The organism is Leptospira alstonii serovar Sichuan str. 79601 (assembly GCF_000347175.1).
Taxonomy (GTDB): domain Bacteria; phylum Spirochaetota; class Leptospiria; order Leptospirales; family Leptospiraceae; genus Leptospira; species Leptospira alstonii.
The window spans coordinates 55,834-70,760 of the sequence record NZ_ANIK01000008.1 but is presented as its reverse complement, the minus strand read 5'-3'; the positions used below and the strand labels follow the sequence as shown (position 1 = coordinate 70,760).

Below are 14,927 nucleotides of genomic sequence, written 5' to 3'. Positions count from 1 at the left end.
ATCGTACAGGCTAACGTCTCAAATACGCATATGATTGTTTGATTCTATTCTGAAAATCTAAACTCTTCGCTTTCCGAAAAGGGAAGGGTCGTTCTGTATTTTTACCTAAAATCGGAAGAAATCGCATGTCACAGTCAACTTCAATCCTCGTATCTTACGGGTGGGAGCCGGAATTTTTTCTTTCGAAAGCCGAATCTCTCGAAAACTTAAAACCGGGGCGAATCATCGCCGTTTACGGAGAATATTCAAAAATTCTAACAGAGCAACGCGAACTGAGAGGGATTCCCTCCGGCGTTTTGACTTCTTCGGGAGAATCGATCGTAACGGGGGACTGGGTTCTCGTTCGGGAAATCGACGGAGACGATCTTTGTATCGTGGAGAAAATTCTTCCTAGAAAAACTTTTTTAAGAAGGAACGATCCGGGAAAACGAAACAAGGCACAGGCGATCGCGTCGAACGTTGATTTGTTGCTCGTGATTATGGGTTTGGATAACGATTACAGTCCGAGAAGAATCGAACGTTATTTGTTTTTAGCTAAGTTAAGCGGAGCGGACGTAACGATCGTATTGAATAAACAAGACCTCTGCGTCGAACCGGAAAAAAGATTTTCCGAAATCAAAACGATCGCGGGAGAAATTCCGGTCCAAATGATTTCCGCCTTGGACGGATCGCAAACTCGGACGATCCTTCGGTTCGTCAAACCCGGAAAGACGATCGCGTTTCTGGGATCTTCGGGCGCGGGTAAATCCACAATCATCAATTCATTGTTAGGCGCCGAAATTCAAAAGACGAACGAAGTGAAATCCTCCGACGGAACCGGAAGGCATACTACGACTCACAGGGAATTGTTTCTTTTGCCTTCGGGCGGAATTCTTATGGATAATCCCGGAATTCGAGAGGTCGGTCTTTTTTCCGGAGGAGGCGAGGACGAGTTGGAGGAAATTTTTCCGGAAATCGCGGCGGCGGCGGAAGAATGTCGCTTTAACGACTGTTCGCATAACGGAGAACCGGATTGCGGAGTTGCGGCGGCCTTGGAGGAAGGACGGATCAGCGAGGTTCGGTATTCTTCTTATTTGAAACTTTCAAAGGAACTGCGGGCTTACAAGGTTCTTACGGATCCGGAAGAAGCGAGAAAGAAAAAACAAAAGGACAAACAAATGTCCAAGGACTTGCAGAAGCGACTCAAGGATAAGGGAAGAATTTAAAGTAATTCCGATAGAGCGTATTGCCTTTTCTTCCTAAAATCCGATACTAAATGAAATCGAGGAGCCGATCTTCGGTTCCTCCTACTTTGCCGGAATGAGCGCAAATTATCCGTCTCATTCCAAAATCCGATCAAAAAAAGATTTGTCTAAAAAATCTTGTTAGTTATAGAACAAATTTCGGATACTATATCGAAACGAAATTACCGTTTCAACGATCGGTTTCTTATTTTTTAATATGAGATTTTTCTTAATATTATTCGGCATAACCTTTCTGCTCAATCATTCTCTGTTTGGGGAGTCCCCTATTTCGGGAAAGATTTCCCAATTGCAGAAGAGCTCTTACTTTCGTTCCTTCGTGTACTATTTCAGCGATTTTGAAAACGAAAATTTTCAGGAAAGAATTTTTGCAAAAGATCCTTCTCTTTCATTTCAGAATATTCCGGCGGAAATGTTCTCTCTGGGGTTTACGAAAAAAAAGGCCTGGTTTTATATTCCTTTGAAGAACGATACCGAAAAGGAATATTATGGAATATTCGAAATATATAATCCCTATCTCGAAGAAGTCGATATTCATTATCGATACGGGAATCAGGATCGAATTCAAAAAATTCTTGCGGGAACAAACCGCGTTTACGAAGAAAACTTTCCCACTTTCGATTTTTATCTCCGCCCCGGAGAAGAAATTCAGATCGTTTGTACGATCAAAAGCGAAACCCCTTTTCGTATTCCTTTCGTTTTGGAATCGGAAAAAAAATACGGCCTTACGAAACAATTCAGGTCGATATTAGTCGGCTTAACCATCGGCTTCGGAATTGCGATGGGTTTATACAATCTGTCGTTGTATTTCTTTTTTAGGGAAAAATCGTATTTATATTACTTTATTATGATTTTGTTCTCTACGATTTACTTGACTGCTTGGGACGGTTTGATTTTGCCCTTGTTTAAACCGGGGTACGGACATTATTATCTTCCCGTCGTCCTGATTCTAATTTATACGTCCGCTTTGTTCTTGTTTTTGTTTTCTCTGGAATTTTTGTATCCGGAAAAAAAGGAAAAGAAGGTTCAAATCGTTATCATCGTCTATGTCGTTTTCAATCTTCTTTTGATGCCGCTTTCGATTTTGTATCCGACCCAACTGAATCGTTTCGCCTATTATCTGGGACTGATCAACAACTTAATCATCGCGTATTTTTGTATCGTGAGGATTCGGGACGGTTTTAAGTCAGCAAAATTTTTTTTGCTGACTCATATGGTATTTTCTATCGCCGGGATTCTCACGAATTTAAGCGCCGTTGGCGCGATTTCGATCGATTATCTTTCACTTCATCTTTTAAAATTGGCCTTTATTTCCCAGTCCGTCCTTTTTTCGATCATGCTCGTTCAAAGAATTAAGGAATTGGAATTTAGGCTGAAGGAAGGTTTACAGTCCGAGGTTCATAAGAACGTCGTTCTTCTCAAAAAAGAGATCCAACAGAGAAGAGAAACCGAATGGGAATTGATTCAAGCGAAGGAAGCGGCGGAAAAGGCCGCCAAGGTGAAAAGCAGCTTTCTTGCAAACATGAGTCATGAGATCCGAACTCCGATGAACGGAGTATTGGGAATGGTTCAACTTTTGGGGACCACAAAACTCAACGACGAACAAAAAGAATACGTCAAAATTCTATCCATTTCCGCCAAATCGCTGTTACAGATTATCAACGATATTCTCGACTTTTCCAAAATCGAAGCTGGAAAAATTTCACTGGATAAGGAAGTGTTTTCTATCCGTTCGGTTTTGGACGAGATACACGATCTTTTATATCCTCTTGCAAAACAAAAACAAATCGACTTTCGTCTGGAAGGTAAATTCGAAATTCAAGAATACGTTTACGGGGATCAACTTAGACTTCGGCAAATTTTATGGAATCTTACCGGTAACGGAATTAAATTCACGAATCGCGGAGAAGTCGTTCTTAACGTGTTTCAAAAAAATATTTCGAACGATAAGGTTTTGATAGAATTTACGGTTTTGGATTCCGGAATCGGAATCCCTTTCGAAAAGCAGAAACAGGTATTCGACGCATTCTCACAAAGCGATACGTCCATTGCGAGAAAGTTCGGAGGTTCCGGTTTGGGTCTCAGCATCACGAAACAACTTGTGGAACTTCAAGGAGGAGTTTTGAACTTGGAGAGTAAGGAAGGTCAAGGTTCCAAGTTCTCGTTTGCGATTACTTACGACATTCCTTCCGAATCGGAAATCGAAAAGATTCTGGAAGCGGAAAAAACGAAAGATCTGGAAAGCTCCTATTCGAATACGATTCCTAAAAGTATAAAAATCCTCATTGCGGAGGATAATGAAACCAATTGCCTTTTGATCGAAAGAGCGCTTAAAAAATTGGGTTACGATCCGGTTGTCGTTCACAACGGCAGAGAAGTGATCGAAAGGATGCAGTTGGAAATTTTCGATTTGATTCTTATGGATATTCATATGCCCGAGGTCGACGGAATCGAGGCTACGAGATGGATTCGTTCCAGAAAAGAAAACGCGGAATTTCCGATCATCATCGCTTTGACTGCGGATGCGATCGAAAGTAGTAAGGAAGAATACGTTGTTAAAGGAATGAACGACTGTCTTCTCAAGCCGTTGGATTTACCGATTTTCAAAAAGACCTTGGACTTTTGGTCCGATCGTGTGGAAGCATCTCGCCGCAAATTATAATATTCGTATAAACTAGAATTTTTTTTTACGAAAATCGAAAACGAATCGAAATCTTCCGTTTCAAAACGAACTCGAACTAAGAACTTGTCCCAAAACTCATCGAACGACCTGAAACGCGATTCTTAGAGAGCGTTTCATTGAGTCCGGTGAGGTGAGACTTTAGTTTCACAAAAATGTGGGAACTCCTGCTTTATATTATTTTTGCGGATCGATTTTCCCTCCGGAAAGAGCGACGATCCGATCCAATCCGGAAAAAACCCTTTCAAAAATTTCGTAGCGGAACTTTTCCAAAAGAATCCAATTTCGATTTGTGAAAGCGTATAACTTTTTCTCATCGAGCAATTTTTCAAAAAGACGAACTCCGATCGAGGATCTAATTCCATGTTTTTCTAATATTCTTAAAGCTTCATTTAGCGAGACGGTCGTTTCCTTGGGGACGGCGGCGCTTTTTAGAAAATTCAGAATGCGGGTTACGATAAAAAGGGAATAGATGTCTTCCCTTTCGAAATGTTCGGAAGGAATCGCCATCGAAGTCAGTCTGGAAAGGAAAATGTCCGATTCGTTTCTTTCCGGAAAACCCGAAGCGATCGGAGAATTCGGAGTCAGATAAAAAAGAGAAGCGCCCATCAAAACGGGTTGCGCCGCGTTAAACGCCATCGTTTGAATCATCGAATCCAAGGTTTCCATCGGAAGCCCAAGGATTTGATACGAAGTGATTTGAAATCCGAGTTCAAAACCTTCCCGAACGATTTGAAGATACTTTTCGATCGTATGCGGTCTTTTTGTGGTTTCTCGAACGAGCTTATCGGAACTGACCAAGGCAAGATTCAGATTCGTAAATCCCGCCTCCTTCATCAAGCCGAGAAGTTCGCCGTCCAAGCTGATGTAAGAGATTCCGTTCATTGCGACGAACCGAACGTCTTTTTTCGGAAAGGCCCGGATCAATTCTTGGCAGAGAAGTTTCATCTCCGGACGAAAGAAAGTCAGATTGTCGTCTTCAAAATCGAAAACCCGATAACCGAGTTCGTAGGACTCTTTGATTTCGTTTAACACTTTTTCCACCGTGTTTCTTCTGTACTTGGTTCCGAAAGTCGTGTGAACCGAACAAAAACTGCAACGATGCGGACAACTTCTGGAAGTGATGATGAAACGCATCGGCCTTCCTTCGAAAAGATAATGTTCCTTCGATAAGGAAGATAGATCGGGAGGAGGAAGTTCCGGGATCGAAAAATTTTCTCCAACAGGATTCAGACGAAGTTTTCCGTTCTCCTTCCATCCGAGAGAATCAACGAGCGCATAACGTTTATCCGTTTGAAATTCCTTTAAAAAATCACAGATCGGTTTTTCTCCCTCTCCTCGAATGATAAAGTCCACGTTCGGGTTGGAAAGCATCAGTGTCGGACAAGCGGAAACGTGAGAACCGCCCATCAAAACGGGAACGTCCAATACTTTTTTTACGGCCCCCGCCGTTTTTAAAGCCTCTCTATAATAGGGAGAAAACAAGGACGAAATTCCCACGAGATCGGGTTGCAGAGATTTCACTTCTTTTGTTATATCCTCGTAGGAAGCTCCGAAATGAAAATATTCAAAAAACGTGGAGAACGGACTTTTATCCGGAACCGGATAATATTCTTTTAAGTATTTGAGTTCGCTCGGGATCGGGACCGTTCTTCTTCCTGCGAGTTTGTTTCCAAGACCTCTGTGAAAATCGCGGATGATCACTTCTATATCGGGTAAAAATTTCTGCACGGCGCCTTTGAGATAACAAAGTCCGATGGGTTGTAATCGGATATCCGTATCGTAAAAATCCTCCACCGGCGGTTGAATGAGAAGCAGACGCATGTCGCCATAGAAACGAAAAGAATCACAAGATCAAGCTTCTTCGTCCTCCTCGAAAACGGACGAATTGAATTTTATCCGTTGACCGAAGCGTCTTTCCGAGTTATACTTCGCGGGCAATGACAGGAGATTCGAAAATGCCTTACAAACCCACACAAGCAAGTATGGATCTGAGTAAACTGTTGGTTCGACTCGCAGAGAACGTGTCGGCGGGAACCTTGGAAGGCGTTCGTTCGATTCTTACGGAATCCTTCGACTGGTCGTCAGAACAGTTGTCTCAACTTTCCGGAGTTCCTCTGATTCAGAATACGAGTCTCGCGGAATTTTTTTCCAAGTCCGGAGAATCTCTCAAAAACGCCGGTGAAAAAACGGAACAGGGTTTGACTCAGGCTTTGACTTCCACCGCAAAGGCGATGCATATTGCGTTAGACGCTCTTGACAGTGCGGACATGGTCGTTAAACGAACTCTTTTCGAGAACATTCCCGTTTCGAGCATCGTAGGAGAATCTTTTGCCGGACTTGTGACCACTTCCGATATCCGGGCGTCGTTTCGTTTGAACGGAAAGGACGTGGAATATCAAGAAATCATAATGGACTGGAAAAATTCGAAACTCCCGCATTTGATTCTTTGTATTCCCGGGCTTTTCTGCGACGAAGGGCTTTGGAACGCAAAGGGAGAAGTTCCTCTTTCCGATACGATGAAAGAGTGCGGTTATTACCCGGTCTATCTTCGTTTTAATCCGGGAGTTCATCTTTCCACGAACGCAAAACTGATGTTGGATCTTGTGGAGAATTTTTTGAATTCCCCCGAAGTAAAAGAAAAAACGTTAGACGTCGTTTCTTATAGTCAAGGCGGTCTGATTTTCAGAAGCGCCTTGTATCAGGCTAAACAAAAGAATTCGTCTTTTTCAGATAGGATTCGTCACGCACTCGTGATCAATTCTCCCGACGGGGGATCGTATATAGAAAAGATCGGTTTTTGGCTCGGACTTGGAGCGGAATCTTTGCCGATCCTTCCGGTAAGTATCTTAGGTTTTATCGGAAATCAAAGAAGCGACGCGATCAAGGATCTTTCTCACGGAATTATCCGAGAAGAGGATTGGATTCAAAATAATCAAATCAAGAGGTACGTAAACGATTTGTATTTCGGAGAGTTGGACGAAGTGAATGCGACTCAGATTTATAGTTTAGTGACGAAAGAAGAATCCAAATGGTCCTCTTGGATCGGAGACGGAATCGTTGAAAAATCGAGTCTTACTTTGTTAAGCGACAAGGTGTATAGAAAAAAATCCGATCCTGAATCGCGAGTCTATTGTTTGTTCGAAACGTCCCACTATCAAGTGGTGATACACCCGGAGATTCGTAAAATTCTTTCTAAAGTTTTGACCGATCGATTTTAAATCGAAAAGGCGCCGAGGAATCGGTAGAAATTTATCTCCTTCGAAAGGAAAACCCCTGGAAAATGAAAATGATTCGTAAATGAATGCAAAGTATCGCCAAAAAGTTTTAAACTTGTATTCCGTAAGAACTTTCAAAAATGGTTCTATTCGGAAAATCAAAAATGCAAATCAGAGAAGCTTCCATTCAAGATCTACACGAGATCGCAAAATTGTTCGACGAATACCGTCAGTTCTATAAACTAAACTCGGATCTTTCGGGTGCAACGAAGTTCATCGAAGAAAGAATTCTCAATCAAGATTCTAAAATCTATGTATTATTAAATGGAGAAACGTATTGCGGTTTTACTCAGTTGTATCCCGTCTTTACTTCTTTATCCATGAAACGGGCTTGGATTTTGAACGATCTTTATGTTCGACCGGAACATCGTAAAAAAGGAGGAGCCAGGGCATTGATCGAACAATCTGCAACTCTTGTGAGAAATACGGGGGCCAAGTATCTTCAGTTAGAGACGGCTCTCGACAATCATACGGCTCAAAAATTATACGAGTCGATCGGCTTTGTCAAAGACGAGAAAAATTTTCACTATACTTGGATTGTTTAGTTTATTTGAATTTTTGAATATATGTCCGAAGTAGATCTTTCAAAATCCGGAATCGTCTCAAAGTCCTGTCAGCGTTGCGGAAAAATTTTCGACTGCGGAGCGGCCGCAAATTCCTGCGAATGTTTTTCCTTGAATTTATCTTCCGAGCTTCTAAAACAACTCAAGGGAGATTACGGGGATTGTCTTTGTGTTTTTTGTCTTAAGGAATTGAAAGATCGAATATATCCTTAAATTTCGGATCTTGAAACATAAGCCGCAAATTACTTTCCTGATTCGGCGGAATGAAAAACTTATGTTTTCGATAGAGCTCGGCGTATTTGGCTTCCACATAATCTTCGTATTCTTCCGATTTTTTAGGGGCGACTCTTCGAATCGTTTTTAAGGACATATCCGAAAATTTTAATTCCGCAGGATTTACGACTCCGGCCTCGATAAACCCTTTCGTTTTTCGAGAACAGCGACAAGGATTATCCTTATTCACCAATCCGCATTTTTCATTCATAAAATTATAAAGATCTTTCCTCGCTCTGGATAATTTTTTTCTAAAGTTCGCCCTGGAAACGCCCGTAACTTCCGCGCCGATCGCGTCGCTAACGGAAAAAATCTCTCCTAGTATAAATACGATTCTTTGATCCCGGCTCAAACAAAGCAGCATACCCGACATACAACTTACTTTTGCCTCTTCGATGAGAAGTTTCCTCTCGGTGCTTCCCGCTTCTTCTTTCGATAAATTTCTGTTTTTTATGGAATCCAAATCGTTCCCGTAACTTCGGAAGGAGGAGGCCGTTTTTTCGATCCGACCTTTTTTCATACGCAAAACGTGATTTACCGCGATTCGATAAATCCAAGTACTGAGTTTGCTTTCCTTTTTAAAAGTCCGTAATTTTTGAATTACTTTTATGAGAATTTCCTGAGTGATGTCGGAGGTTTCTTCGCGATCATAAACCATACGCAAAACAATATTATAAATCCATGATTGATGATTTTTTACGATTTTTTCGATCGCTTGCACATCTCCTCGTTTTGCAAGATCAATTATAGAATCCTCTTCTTGGAGGGGATATTTTTCTTCTGTAAAAGGATTGTTCATGTTATTTTTCTTATATGTGCTGCAATTTTAGACGCATTTAAAACCGATCTATTGTTCGAATTAGGAATTCGTTTCAGACCTCAAAAAAATCAATCTATAAGGTTCGCCGCAAATTATCCGGTAAGTTTCAAGGCAAGTTCTTAATAAAAAAGTAAATGCAGTAGTTCCCACAGATTATGTTTCTTTGAGGCTTATTTCGGCCTTTGCGTGATTTTTCTCATCGTTTAAAAACGTAGTAGTTCCCGCATTTAAGATTCAGACGAAAGCCTAATTATAGATCCGTTTGGCGGTAAAAAGAGAAACACCTTCGCCCGGATTGTTGTGATCGGCTTCCGTCATCAAATTGAAATATTGAGAACAAGCGGAACTAACGCTTGCATTTTCCATTGCCTTTTCGGCCGCTTCCTTATTTTTCCAATAAACCAGATCCACCCACCGATTGTCCGGGCCTTTCAGCAATTCCCGTCTGATAAAACCTTCTTGTTTGGATAAAAAATCCGATTGTAAGACGGTGGAGGCATTCAAAAGCAGATTTTCATCTTTCCCTTCCGACAACGTAAACGGCGCCCATTCCACGATCAACTCCGATGGAACGTCCTTATTTTCGTTTTCATTCTGAAACATTTTATACTCCTAGAAATCGTTTTGATAATCTCTTAGAGACATCAAAAAAGCAACTGTGACAGTTGGAAAAAATCCGAAAGAAACTTTTCGGAACGAAGGCTTTTATTCTTGAAAAAGGCGACGAGAATAAACCTATTTCTTGTGTGAGATCGATAAAATGGAAATCATATTAACGGTATTGAATGGAATTTGAATTCGGCACTCTCGTCTTATCCGGGCTGATCATACTCAGCATAGGGCTTTTAAGAATCTCTTCCAAGTTCGGACTCCCTTCCCTTCTTCTCTTTCTAATGATCGGAATGGCTGCGGGATCGGACGGACCCGGAGGGATAGACTTCGATAATCCTCTGCTTGCAAGACAAGTGGGTTCGATCGCATTAGCGTACATTCTTTTTTCGGGAGGATTGGAAACCGAATGGCAAAAGATCAAACCCGTTTTATGGAAAGGAATCCTACTCGGAAATTTAGGAGTATTGATTACCTGGGCCGCTATGGGGCTTTTCTCCGTTTATGTACTTGGGTTTACACCGATTATGGGATTTTTATTGGGAGCGGTAGTATCTTCCACGGATGCGGCCGCGGTTTTTAACGTACTCAGAACCAGAAATACGGGAATGAAAAAAGGGCTGACTTCCTTACTCGAGTTAGAATCGGGAAGCAACGATCCGTTAGCCGTTCTTTTAACCGTAAGTATTTTGAGTCTTTTAGGACCTCAACCGCCGAAAGCCGGAGAATTGGCGTTGCATATTCTTATACAATTTTCCGTCGGAATCGCTGCGGGCGTGATTTTCGGATATATGATCCACAAAGGACTCAACCGAATCAAACTCGAATACGAAGGATTGTATCCGGTTTTGATTTCCGCATCCGTATTGTTCGTATATTCGGCGACGGAGTTGATCGGAGGAAACCCGTTTTTAGCGGTTTATATCGCGGGACTCGTCTTAGGGAATCAATCTTTCGTTCACAAACGGAGTAATCTCCGATTTTTAGACGGAATCGCATGGTTGATGCAGATCGTCATGTTTTTAACGTTAGGTTTGCTTGTTTATCCGAGTAGGATTCCGCCGCTTTTCGGAACGGGAATCTTATTCTCCCTTTTCCTTGTCTTTATCGCAAGACCGATCGCGGTGTTCGTTTCTCTTTTTCGATCCGGTTATAATATTAGGGAAAAGTTATTGGTATCTTGGATCGGCCTTAGAGGCGCGGCTCCGATTATACTTGCTACTTTTCCGTTCGCTCAGGGAATCGAAGGATCGGACAAGATCTTTCATTTGGTGTTTTTTACGGTACTCGTCTCGTTACTCGTTCAAGGAACGAGCGTACCTCAAGTCGTTCGATGGCTCGGATTGGACGCGCCCTTGGAACAAAGGGCTTCTTATCCGTTCGAATTCGAAAATCGGGAGCAAAGCGATTCGAATCTTTTGGAGTTCATCGTACCTTACGGATCGGATTCTGTGGGAAAGTCCGTATATTCCCTGAACTTTCCTGAAAATTCGCTGATTACCTTGGTCTATCGAGGGGACAAACATATCGTTCCAACAGGAAAAACTAAATTAGAAGAAGGTGATGTTCTTTTGATTTTAACTCCGAAAGGAAGCGAGGACAAAATCAGGGAGATACTTTCTAAAATGGAACCTGCGGTCTAAAATCCGAACTGATAGAAAAGACGTTTGTCCGGAGCAACGATAAACGCGATCGATCCGCTTTTTCGAAGCGCAAAATTATTTCTCCAAAAATTCCTTCAAGATATTTAGAGCGTGATCCCAACCTTTGTCGGAATGTTCATAAGACGTTTGAGTGGGAAAATTCTCTTGGGTCAAAGAAAGAGAGGTCGAAGCTCCGTTCGCTTTTAATTCAAAGGTGATGACGGAGTAATTTTCGGGAAAGTCCGGGACGCCTGAAAAATGGCTCCAATAGTCGTATTGGAAAATTTTTTCCTTTTCCAATTTGAGAATCGTTCCGCCGTCTTTATATTCTTTCCCTTCCCAGACGCCCGTAAAAAGGATCGAACTTCCTTCTTTCCAATCGGAAATAGTCTGCGTACCGAAAAGATAAAGTTTGATAATTTCCGGATCGATAAGCCCGTTTCAAACCTTCGTAATCGGGGCTTGGATGGAAATATTTTTTTTGAGGATTAAACTTTGATTCATCCTTGTTTCTCCAAAATGAAAAATGAAGCGTTCCTTCGATAGATTACCATCGAAAATCATGACGTCACGCTTCGGTTTGAGTTTTCGACAAGTTGAAAATTTTTCAAAAACACGGATTGACGGATTCGTGTTTTGAAATACATGTGACTAATAAGTCACATGTCAGATGAAGAATTAGATCCGGTTTTCAAAGCCCTCGCTGACGAAAGTCGCAGGCGAATCCTGGATATCACTAAGAACCGACCCGGTATTTCTGTGGGAGAATTGGCGGATTTTTTTGAGTTCAGCCGTTTTGCGGTGATGAAACATCTCAAAGTTCTTTCCGAAGCGAATCTTCTCAGGATAGAAAAAAAAGGAAAGTTTAGAAGCATTCATCTCAATGCGATTCCGATTCAGATGATCTACGATCGTTGGATTTCGCAATACGGCAAACATTGGGCGAGCGCGCTGACACGACTAAAATACGAAATGGAAGGTGAAAGTAAAATGGAAGAAGTTAAACAAATCTATACTTTGTATATTAAAACAAGCGTCGATAAACTCTGGGACACTTTGATTCAATCCAAGATCACACCCGAATGGTTTGCGGGAATGGCCGTGACTTTCGAACCGAAAGTCGGCGCGAAACTGACTTACGACGTTACCGGTCCCGATGGAAACAAGATGTCGGTCGTTCAAGGAAAAGTATTGGAATTCGATCCGAAGAAAAAATTGGTTTATACTTTCAAATTGGTCGCGGAACCGAAGGCGGCTGCGGATAGAGAATCCAGAGTCAGTTATGAACTGGAACCGGTGGGAGATTCCGTTAAATTAACCGTGATTCACGACGATTTCGACGGCAAAACTCCGACTTATCTCGGCACTTCCCAAGGTTGGCCTATGCACTTAAGCAACTTGAAAACTTTCGTCGAAACCGGTAAGGCGATGGACTTGCCGAAGATGCATTGATTTAAAAAAAAGAATTAGGAGAAATGAATATGATAAATTACGGTAAGATCAACGTAGTCGCTGGATTTTCGGCGATGTTGCTGGCGGCAATGGGCGGGTTTGCGTTAGGCGCCACCTTCGATGCAAACGTAGTAAAGGACGGGCAGTACGTTTTGAGCATAGTTCGTTTTTATCTGAGAGAAGGCCATTCTCACGGTATGCCGATCGCGATGTACAACATGGTAGTCGGACTTTGGATCGATAAGGTCGTTCTTTCGAATCGCGCGAAGTCGATCGCTTCTTGGGCCGCGGTCTGCGGACTTCTTCTTCCGATAGGTCTTGCAATGAAAGGCGCCGCAGGAGCTCCCGCAAATTTTCCGCCCGTCGGTCTTCCCGGAATTTTTGGAATGTTCGTTTCCATCATTCTTCTTTTGATCGGAGCGCTTCGTATTAAAAGAAACGCTTAAAAATCTTCTAATTTAAAACGCGCGGGGGTTACGCGCCTCGCGTGAATCGTTATTTCCATAAATTTCAATCCCTTGGATCGAATGGCTCAGCCAAATCCGTTCATTTCACTACCAAAGTTGCATTTTCCGAGGAAACGCCGATCGTTACAATCGATCCGGAGTTGAACTTAAGATAGTCCGTTTCAATTCCATCGCTAAAAATAACACCGCCCGACGGCATAAGGGATTCGATCGTTACAATCACGTTCTTTTTTGAAAAAAGAAAAGAAGGAACGTATATTCTTTCCACAATTTTGTATTTGATCTTTTTCGAGATTCTTTTCTGAATCAGATCTAAAGATTCGTGAAAGATTTCGTGTTCGATTTCGTACTCTTCGAACCGTCCTCCCAATCTTTCTATATAAAACCTGGCTTGTTGTTTCGTATTAAATCTTTCGATCAAACCTTCCAGCCGCGTTTTATTTTTTACAAGGATTGCGTATTCTACATTCATTTTTTGGAATCTTTCTTTTCCTGTAAAAGACCTTCCAAAAGTTCCGGGCTTATGTTCAGATTTCCGATTTTTTCTGCGTTTTCCGCAAGTTGTCTAAAAGCGAGAGCGATGTTGAATTTAGGGTCCGGATTGTTGTTCAAGGCGACTAACGTTCTCCAATCGATATCTCGAAACGGTTTCAAGGTCGTTTCCGTCACAAAACCCTGCGCTTCGGCTTCCTTTCTTTGATTTGCGACCTTCGTTTCTATAAACTTTTTCTTTTCCTCGACGGCTATTTCAGTATTCAACTCGCTTTCTTTGATTTTGCGTTCCTGTTCCACGGCGAAGTTTCTTCTCTCATAAATCGCCTGATCCGCTTCTTGTTGCAGCCTTTCCCGAGTTTCGGTTTCCAACGCTCTTTCCATTTCCGGATTGGGACGAATCGCAAGAATATTCACATTCAAAATTTCGATTCCCAATGTGGAGATCGTAGTGGAAGTCTGAAGCCCTTGTAGGATCTGAGTTTCGATCGTCTTTGCGGAACGGATCGAGTCTTTAAGCCCGATTCCGTGGATAAAAGAGGAGGTGGAGGTCTGCGCGTAATTGATGATTCTTTGATTGAGTTTTTCAATCTCGTTCTTTTTATACGTTCCGCTGGAATCGACCGTAAAATCCAAAAGTTCGGAGAGAGCCTTTGGGTTCGAAATTTTATACGTGATCTGTCCCTGAATCGAGACGGTTTGATAGTCGTTCGTAGACTCGTTGAAGATGAACGGAAGGTCGTTACTTCCGAGCGGGATCGCAGCTATCGAACTCGTAGGAGCAAAGTAGAAAAAGGACAAGCCTTTTCCTTCCCTCGAAACTTTTCCATTTTTATAGAGAATGACATGAGTCATCGAATCGAATTGGATATAGTTCATTCCGAACATAATTTTTTTGCATCTCCTCTTTTCCCGGTTTTCGTTTTGAAAATTATGAAATAATTTCTGTATAGAATCCGTTTGTTTTTAGAATTATGAATTGACTTTTTCAAAAATATTCGCAGAATTTCCCATTCTTTAAGGAGAAAACGCAAATGTTTCGAATCGTTTCAAAACTCTTCCTCGTTCTTCTGGTGTTCGGTTTTATTTCAACCGCATACGCGCAGATCGGCCAAATCAACCCGTCGTCAATCAGCGGCAAATACAAGGTTACCGGAACCAATCCGGACGGTTCTTCATACGGCGGAAGTGTTACGATCACAGAATCCAACGGAGAGTATCTTTTTACCTGGACCGTTGCGGGCCAAACTTTTACGGGAACCGGCACCTTGGACGGAACCACGTTAACCGTAGATTGGGGACAAGTCGATCCGGTTATCTACGAGGTAAAAAACGGCGGTAGACTTTTGGAAGGAACTTGGAATGGCGGAAGCGCAACGGAGACCTTAAGAAAATAAGAATATAGAAAT

Annotated in this window: 15 protein-coding genes; 9 read left to right on the top strand and 6 right to left on the bottom strand. The window is 42.1% G+C overall.

Features of this window, described 5'->3' with window-relative positions:
• The first annotated feature begins 125 nt into the window (after positions 1 to 125).
• The gene (gene rsgA, locus LEP1GSC194_RS02550; RefSeq protein ID WP_020772203.1) at positions 126 to 1,205 is read left to right on the top strand and encodes a ribosome small subunit-dependent GTPase A; all 1,080 of its coding nucleotides are present in this window, start codon (positions 126 to 128) and stop codon (positions 1,203 to 1,205) included.
• Between the two features lie 235 nt (positions 1,206 to 1,440).
• Positions 1,441 to 3,903 (top strand): hybrid sensor histidine kinase/response regulator, encoded by a 2,463-nt coding sequence (locus LEP1GSC194_RS02545; RefSeq protein WP_020772146.1) that lies wholly within the window; start codon positions 1,441 to 1,443, stop codon positions 3,901 to 3,903.
• Between the two features lie 195 nt (positions 3,904 to 4,098).
• Here LEP1GSC194_RS02545 and LEP1GSC194_RS02540 read toward each other — a convergent pair whose 3' ends face one another.
• Positions 4,099 to 5,745, bottom strand: coding sequence for a B12-binding domain-containing radical SAM protein (locus LEP1GSC194_RS02540; protein WP_020772161.1), 1,647 nt, complete (start codon positions 5,743 to 5,745; stop codon positions 4,099 to 4,101).
• A gap of 134 nt (positions 5,746 to 5,879) precedes the next feature.
• On the opposite strand from LEP1GSC194_RS02540, the gene LEP1GSC194_RS02535 reads away from it, so the two are divergent.
• The 3 genes from LEP1GSC194_RS02535 (at position 5,880) to LEP1GSC194_RS02525 (ending at position 7,975) form a co-directional block, all read left to right on the top strand.
• Positions 5,880 to 7,142: an esterase/lipase family protein gene (locus tag LEP1GSC194_RS02535; RefSeq protein ID WP_020772147.1), complete on the top strand. Its 1,263-nt coding sequence runs from the start codon at positions 5,880 to 5,882 to the stop codon at positions 7,140 to 7,142.
• A 161-nt stretch (positions 7,143 to 7,303) separates the two neighbouring features.
• Entirely contained in the window at positions 7,304 to 7,744 is a 441-nt protein-coding gene (locus LEP1GSC194_RS02530; RefSeq protein ID WP_020772134.1) for a GNAT family N-acetyltransferase, read from the top strand.
• Positions 7,745 to 7,765: 21 nt separating this feature from the next.
• Positions 7,766 to 7,975 (top strand): cysteine-rich CWC family protein, encoded by a 210-nt coding sequence (locus LEP1GSC194_RS02525; RefSeq protein WP_017808557.1) that lies wholly within the window; start codon positions 7,766 to 7,768, stop codon positions 7,973 to 7,975.
• Here the strand turns inward: LEP1GSC194_RS02525 and LEP1GSC194_RS02520 are convergent.
• Both LEP1GSC194_RS02520 and LEP1GSC194_RS02515 read right to left on the bottom strand, forming a co-directional pair.
• Entirely contained in the window at positions 7,944 to 8,834 is an 891-nt protein-coding gene (locus tag LEP1GSC194_RS02520) for an RNA polymerase sigma factor (RefSeq protein WP_020772115.1), read from the bottom strand. The genes LEP1GSC194_RS02525 and LEP1GSC194_RS02520 overlap by 32 nt on opposite strands.
• A 267-nt stretch (positions 8,835 to 9,101) precedes the next feature.
• Positions 9,102 to 9,458 carry an antibiotic biosynthesis monooxygenase family protein gene (locus tag LEP1GSC194_RS02515; protein WP_020772178.1) on the bottom strand — a complete coding sequence of 119 codons (357 nt, stop codon included), beginning with the start codon at positions 9,456 to 9,458 and terminating at the stop codon, positions 9,102 to 9,104.
• A 182-nt stretch (positions 9,459 to 9,640) separates the two neighbouring features.
• Here LEP1GSC194_RS02515 and LEP1GSC194_RS02510 point away from each other — a divergent pair, with 182 nt between their 5' ends.
• Positions 9,641 to 11,107 carry a potassium/proton antiporter gene (locus LEP1GSC194_RS02510; RefSeq protein ID WP_020772196.1) on the top strand — a complete coding sequence of 489 codons (1,467 nt, stop codon included), beginning with the start codon at positions 9,641 to 9,643 and terminating at the stop codon, positions 11,105 to 11,107.
• Positions 11,108 to 11,182: 75 nt separating this feature from the next.
• On the opposite strand, the gene LEP1GSC194_RS02505 is transcribed toward LEP1GSC194_RS02510, so the two are convergent.
• A complete protein-coding gene (locus tag LEP1GSC194_RS02505; RefSeq protein WP_231384509.1) occupies positions 11,183 to 11,539 on the bottom strand; it encodes an SRPBCC family protein in 357 nt (118 codons plus the stop codon).
• Between the two features lie 231 nt (positions 11,540 to 11,770).
• On the opposite strand from LEP1GSC194_RS02505, the gene LEP1GSC194_RS02500 reads away from it, so the two are divergent.
• A complete protein-coding gene (locus LEP1GSC194_RS02500) occupies positions 11,771 to 12,559 on the top strand; it encodes an ArsR/SmtB family transcription factor (RefSeq protein ID WP_036040898.1) in 789 nt (262 codons plus the stop codon).
• Positions 12,560 to 12,588: 29 nt separating this feature from the next.
• A complete protein-coding gene (locus LEP1GSC194_RS02495) occupies positions 12,589 to 13,005 on the top strand; it encodes a hypothetical protein (protein WP_020772124.1) in 417 nt (138 codons plus the stop codon).
• 100 nt (positions 13,006 to 13,105) lie between these two features.
• On the opposite strand, the gene LEP1GSC194_RS02490 is transcribed toward LEP1GSC194_RS02495, so the two are convergent.
• Positions 13,106 to 13,498 (bottom strand): hypothetical protein, encoded by a 393-nt coding sequence (locus LEP1GSC194_RS02490; protein WP_020772138.1) that lies wholly within the window; start codon positions 13,496 to 13,498, stop codon positions 13,106 to 13,108.
• A complete protein-coding gene (locus tag LEP1GSC194_RS02485; protein ID WP_232424449.1) occupies positions 13,495 to 14,397 on the bottom strand; it encodes an SPFH domain-containing protein in 903 nt (300 codons plus the stop codon). The genes LEP1GSC194_RS02490 and LEP1GSC194_RS02485 overlap by 4 nt, the downstream gene beginning before the upstream one ends.
• Before the next feature lie 155 nt (positions 14,398 to 14,552).
• Between LEP1GSC194_RS02485 and lfb1 the strand changes: the two genes are divergently transcribed.
• Entirely contained in the window at positions 14,553 to 14,915 is a 363-nt protein-coding gene (gene lfb1, locus LEP1GSC194_RS02480) for an LIC10280 family protein (protein ID WP_017809691.1), read from the top strand.
• Positions 14,916 to 14,927: the final 12 nt, after the last annotated feature.

Coding starts and splice junctions, on each gene's coding strand:
- LEP1GSC194_RS02535 (WP_020772147.1), top strand. CDS start 5,880: ATGCCTTACAAACCCACACAAGCAAGTATGGATCTGAGTAAACTGTTG.
- LEP1GSC194_RS02490 (WP_020772138.1), bottom strand. CDS start 13,498: ATGAATGTAGAATACGCAATCCTTGTAAAAAATAAAACGCGGCTGGAA.
- LEP1GSC194_RS02525 (WP_017808557.1), top strand. CDS start 7,766: ATGTCCGAAGTAGATCTTTCAAAATCCGGAATCGTCTCAAAGTCCTGT.
- rsgA (WP_020772203.1), top strand. CDS start 126: ATGTCACAGTCAACTTCAATCCTCGTATCTTACGGGTGGGAGCCGGAA.
- LEP1GSC194_RS02520 (WP_020772115.1), bottom strand. CDS start 8,834: ATGAACAATCCTTTTACAGAAGAAAAATATCCCCTCCAAGAAGAGGAT.
- LEP1GSC194_RS02545 (WP_020772146.1), top strand. CDS start 1,441: ATGAGATTTTTCTTAATATTATTCGGCATAACCTTTCTGCTCAATCAT.
- LEP1GSC194_RS02485 (WP_232424449.1), bottom strand. CDS start 14,397: ATGAACTATATCCAATTCGATTCGATGACTCATGTCATTCTCTATAAA.
- LEP1GSC194_RS02515 (WP_020772178.1), bottom strand. CDS start 9,458: ATGTTTCAGAATGAAAACGAAAATAAGGACGTTCCATCGGAGTTGATC.
- LEP1GSC194_RS02540 (WP_020772161.1), bottom strand. CDS start 5,745: ATGCGTCTGCTTCTCATTCAACCGCCGGTGGAGGATTTTTACGATACG.
- LEP1GSC194_RS02495 (WP_020772124.1), top strand. CDS start 12,589: ATGATAAATTACGGTAAGATCAACGTAGTCGCTGGATTTTCGGCGATG.
- LEP1GSC194_RS02500 (WP_036040898.1), top strand. CDS start 11,771: ATGTCAGATGAAGAATTAGATCCGGTTTTCAAAGCCCTCGCTGACGAA.
- lfb1 (WP_017809691.1), top strand. CDS start 14,553: ATGTTTCGAATCGTTTCAAAACTCTTCCTCGTTCTTCTGGTGTTCGGT.
- LEP1GSC194_RS02530 (WP_020772134.1), top strand. CDS start 7,304: ATGCAAATCAGAGAAGCTTCCATTCAAGATCTACACGAGATCGCAAAA.
- LEP1GSC194_RS02510 (WP_020772196.1), top strand. CDS start 9,641: ATGGAATTTGAATTCGGCACTCTCGTCTTATCCGGGCTGATCATACTC.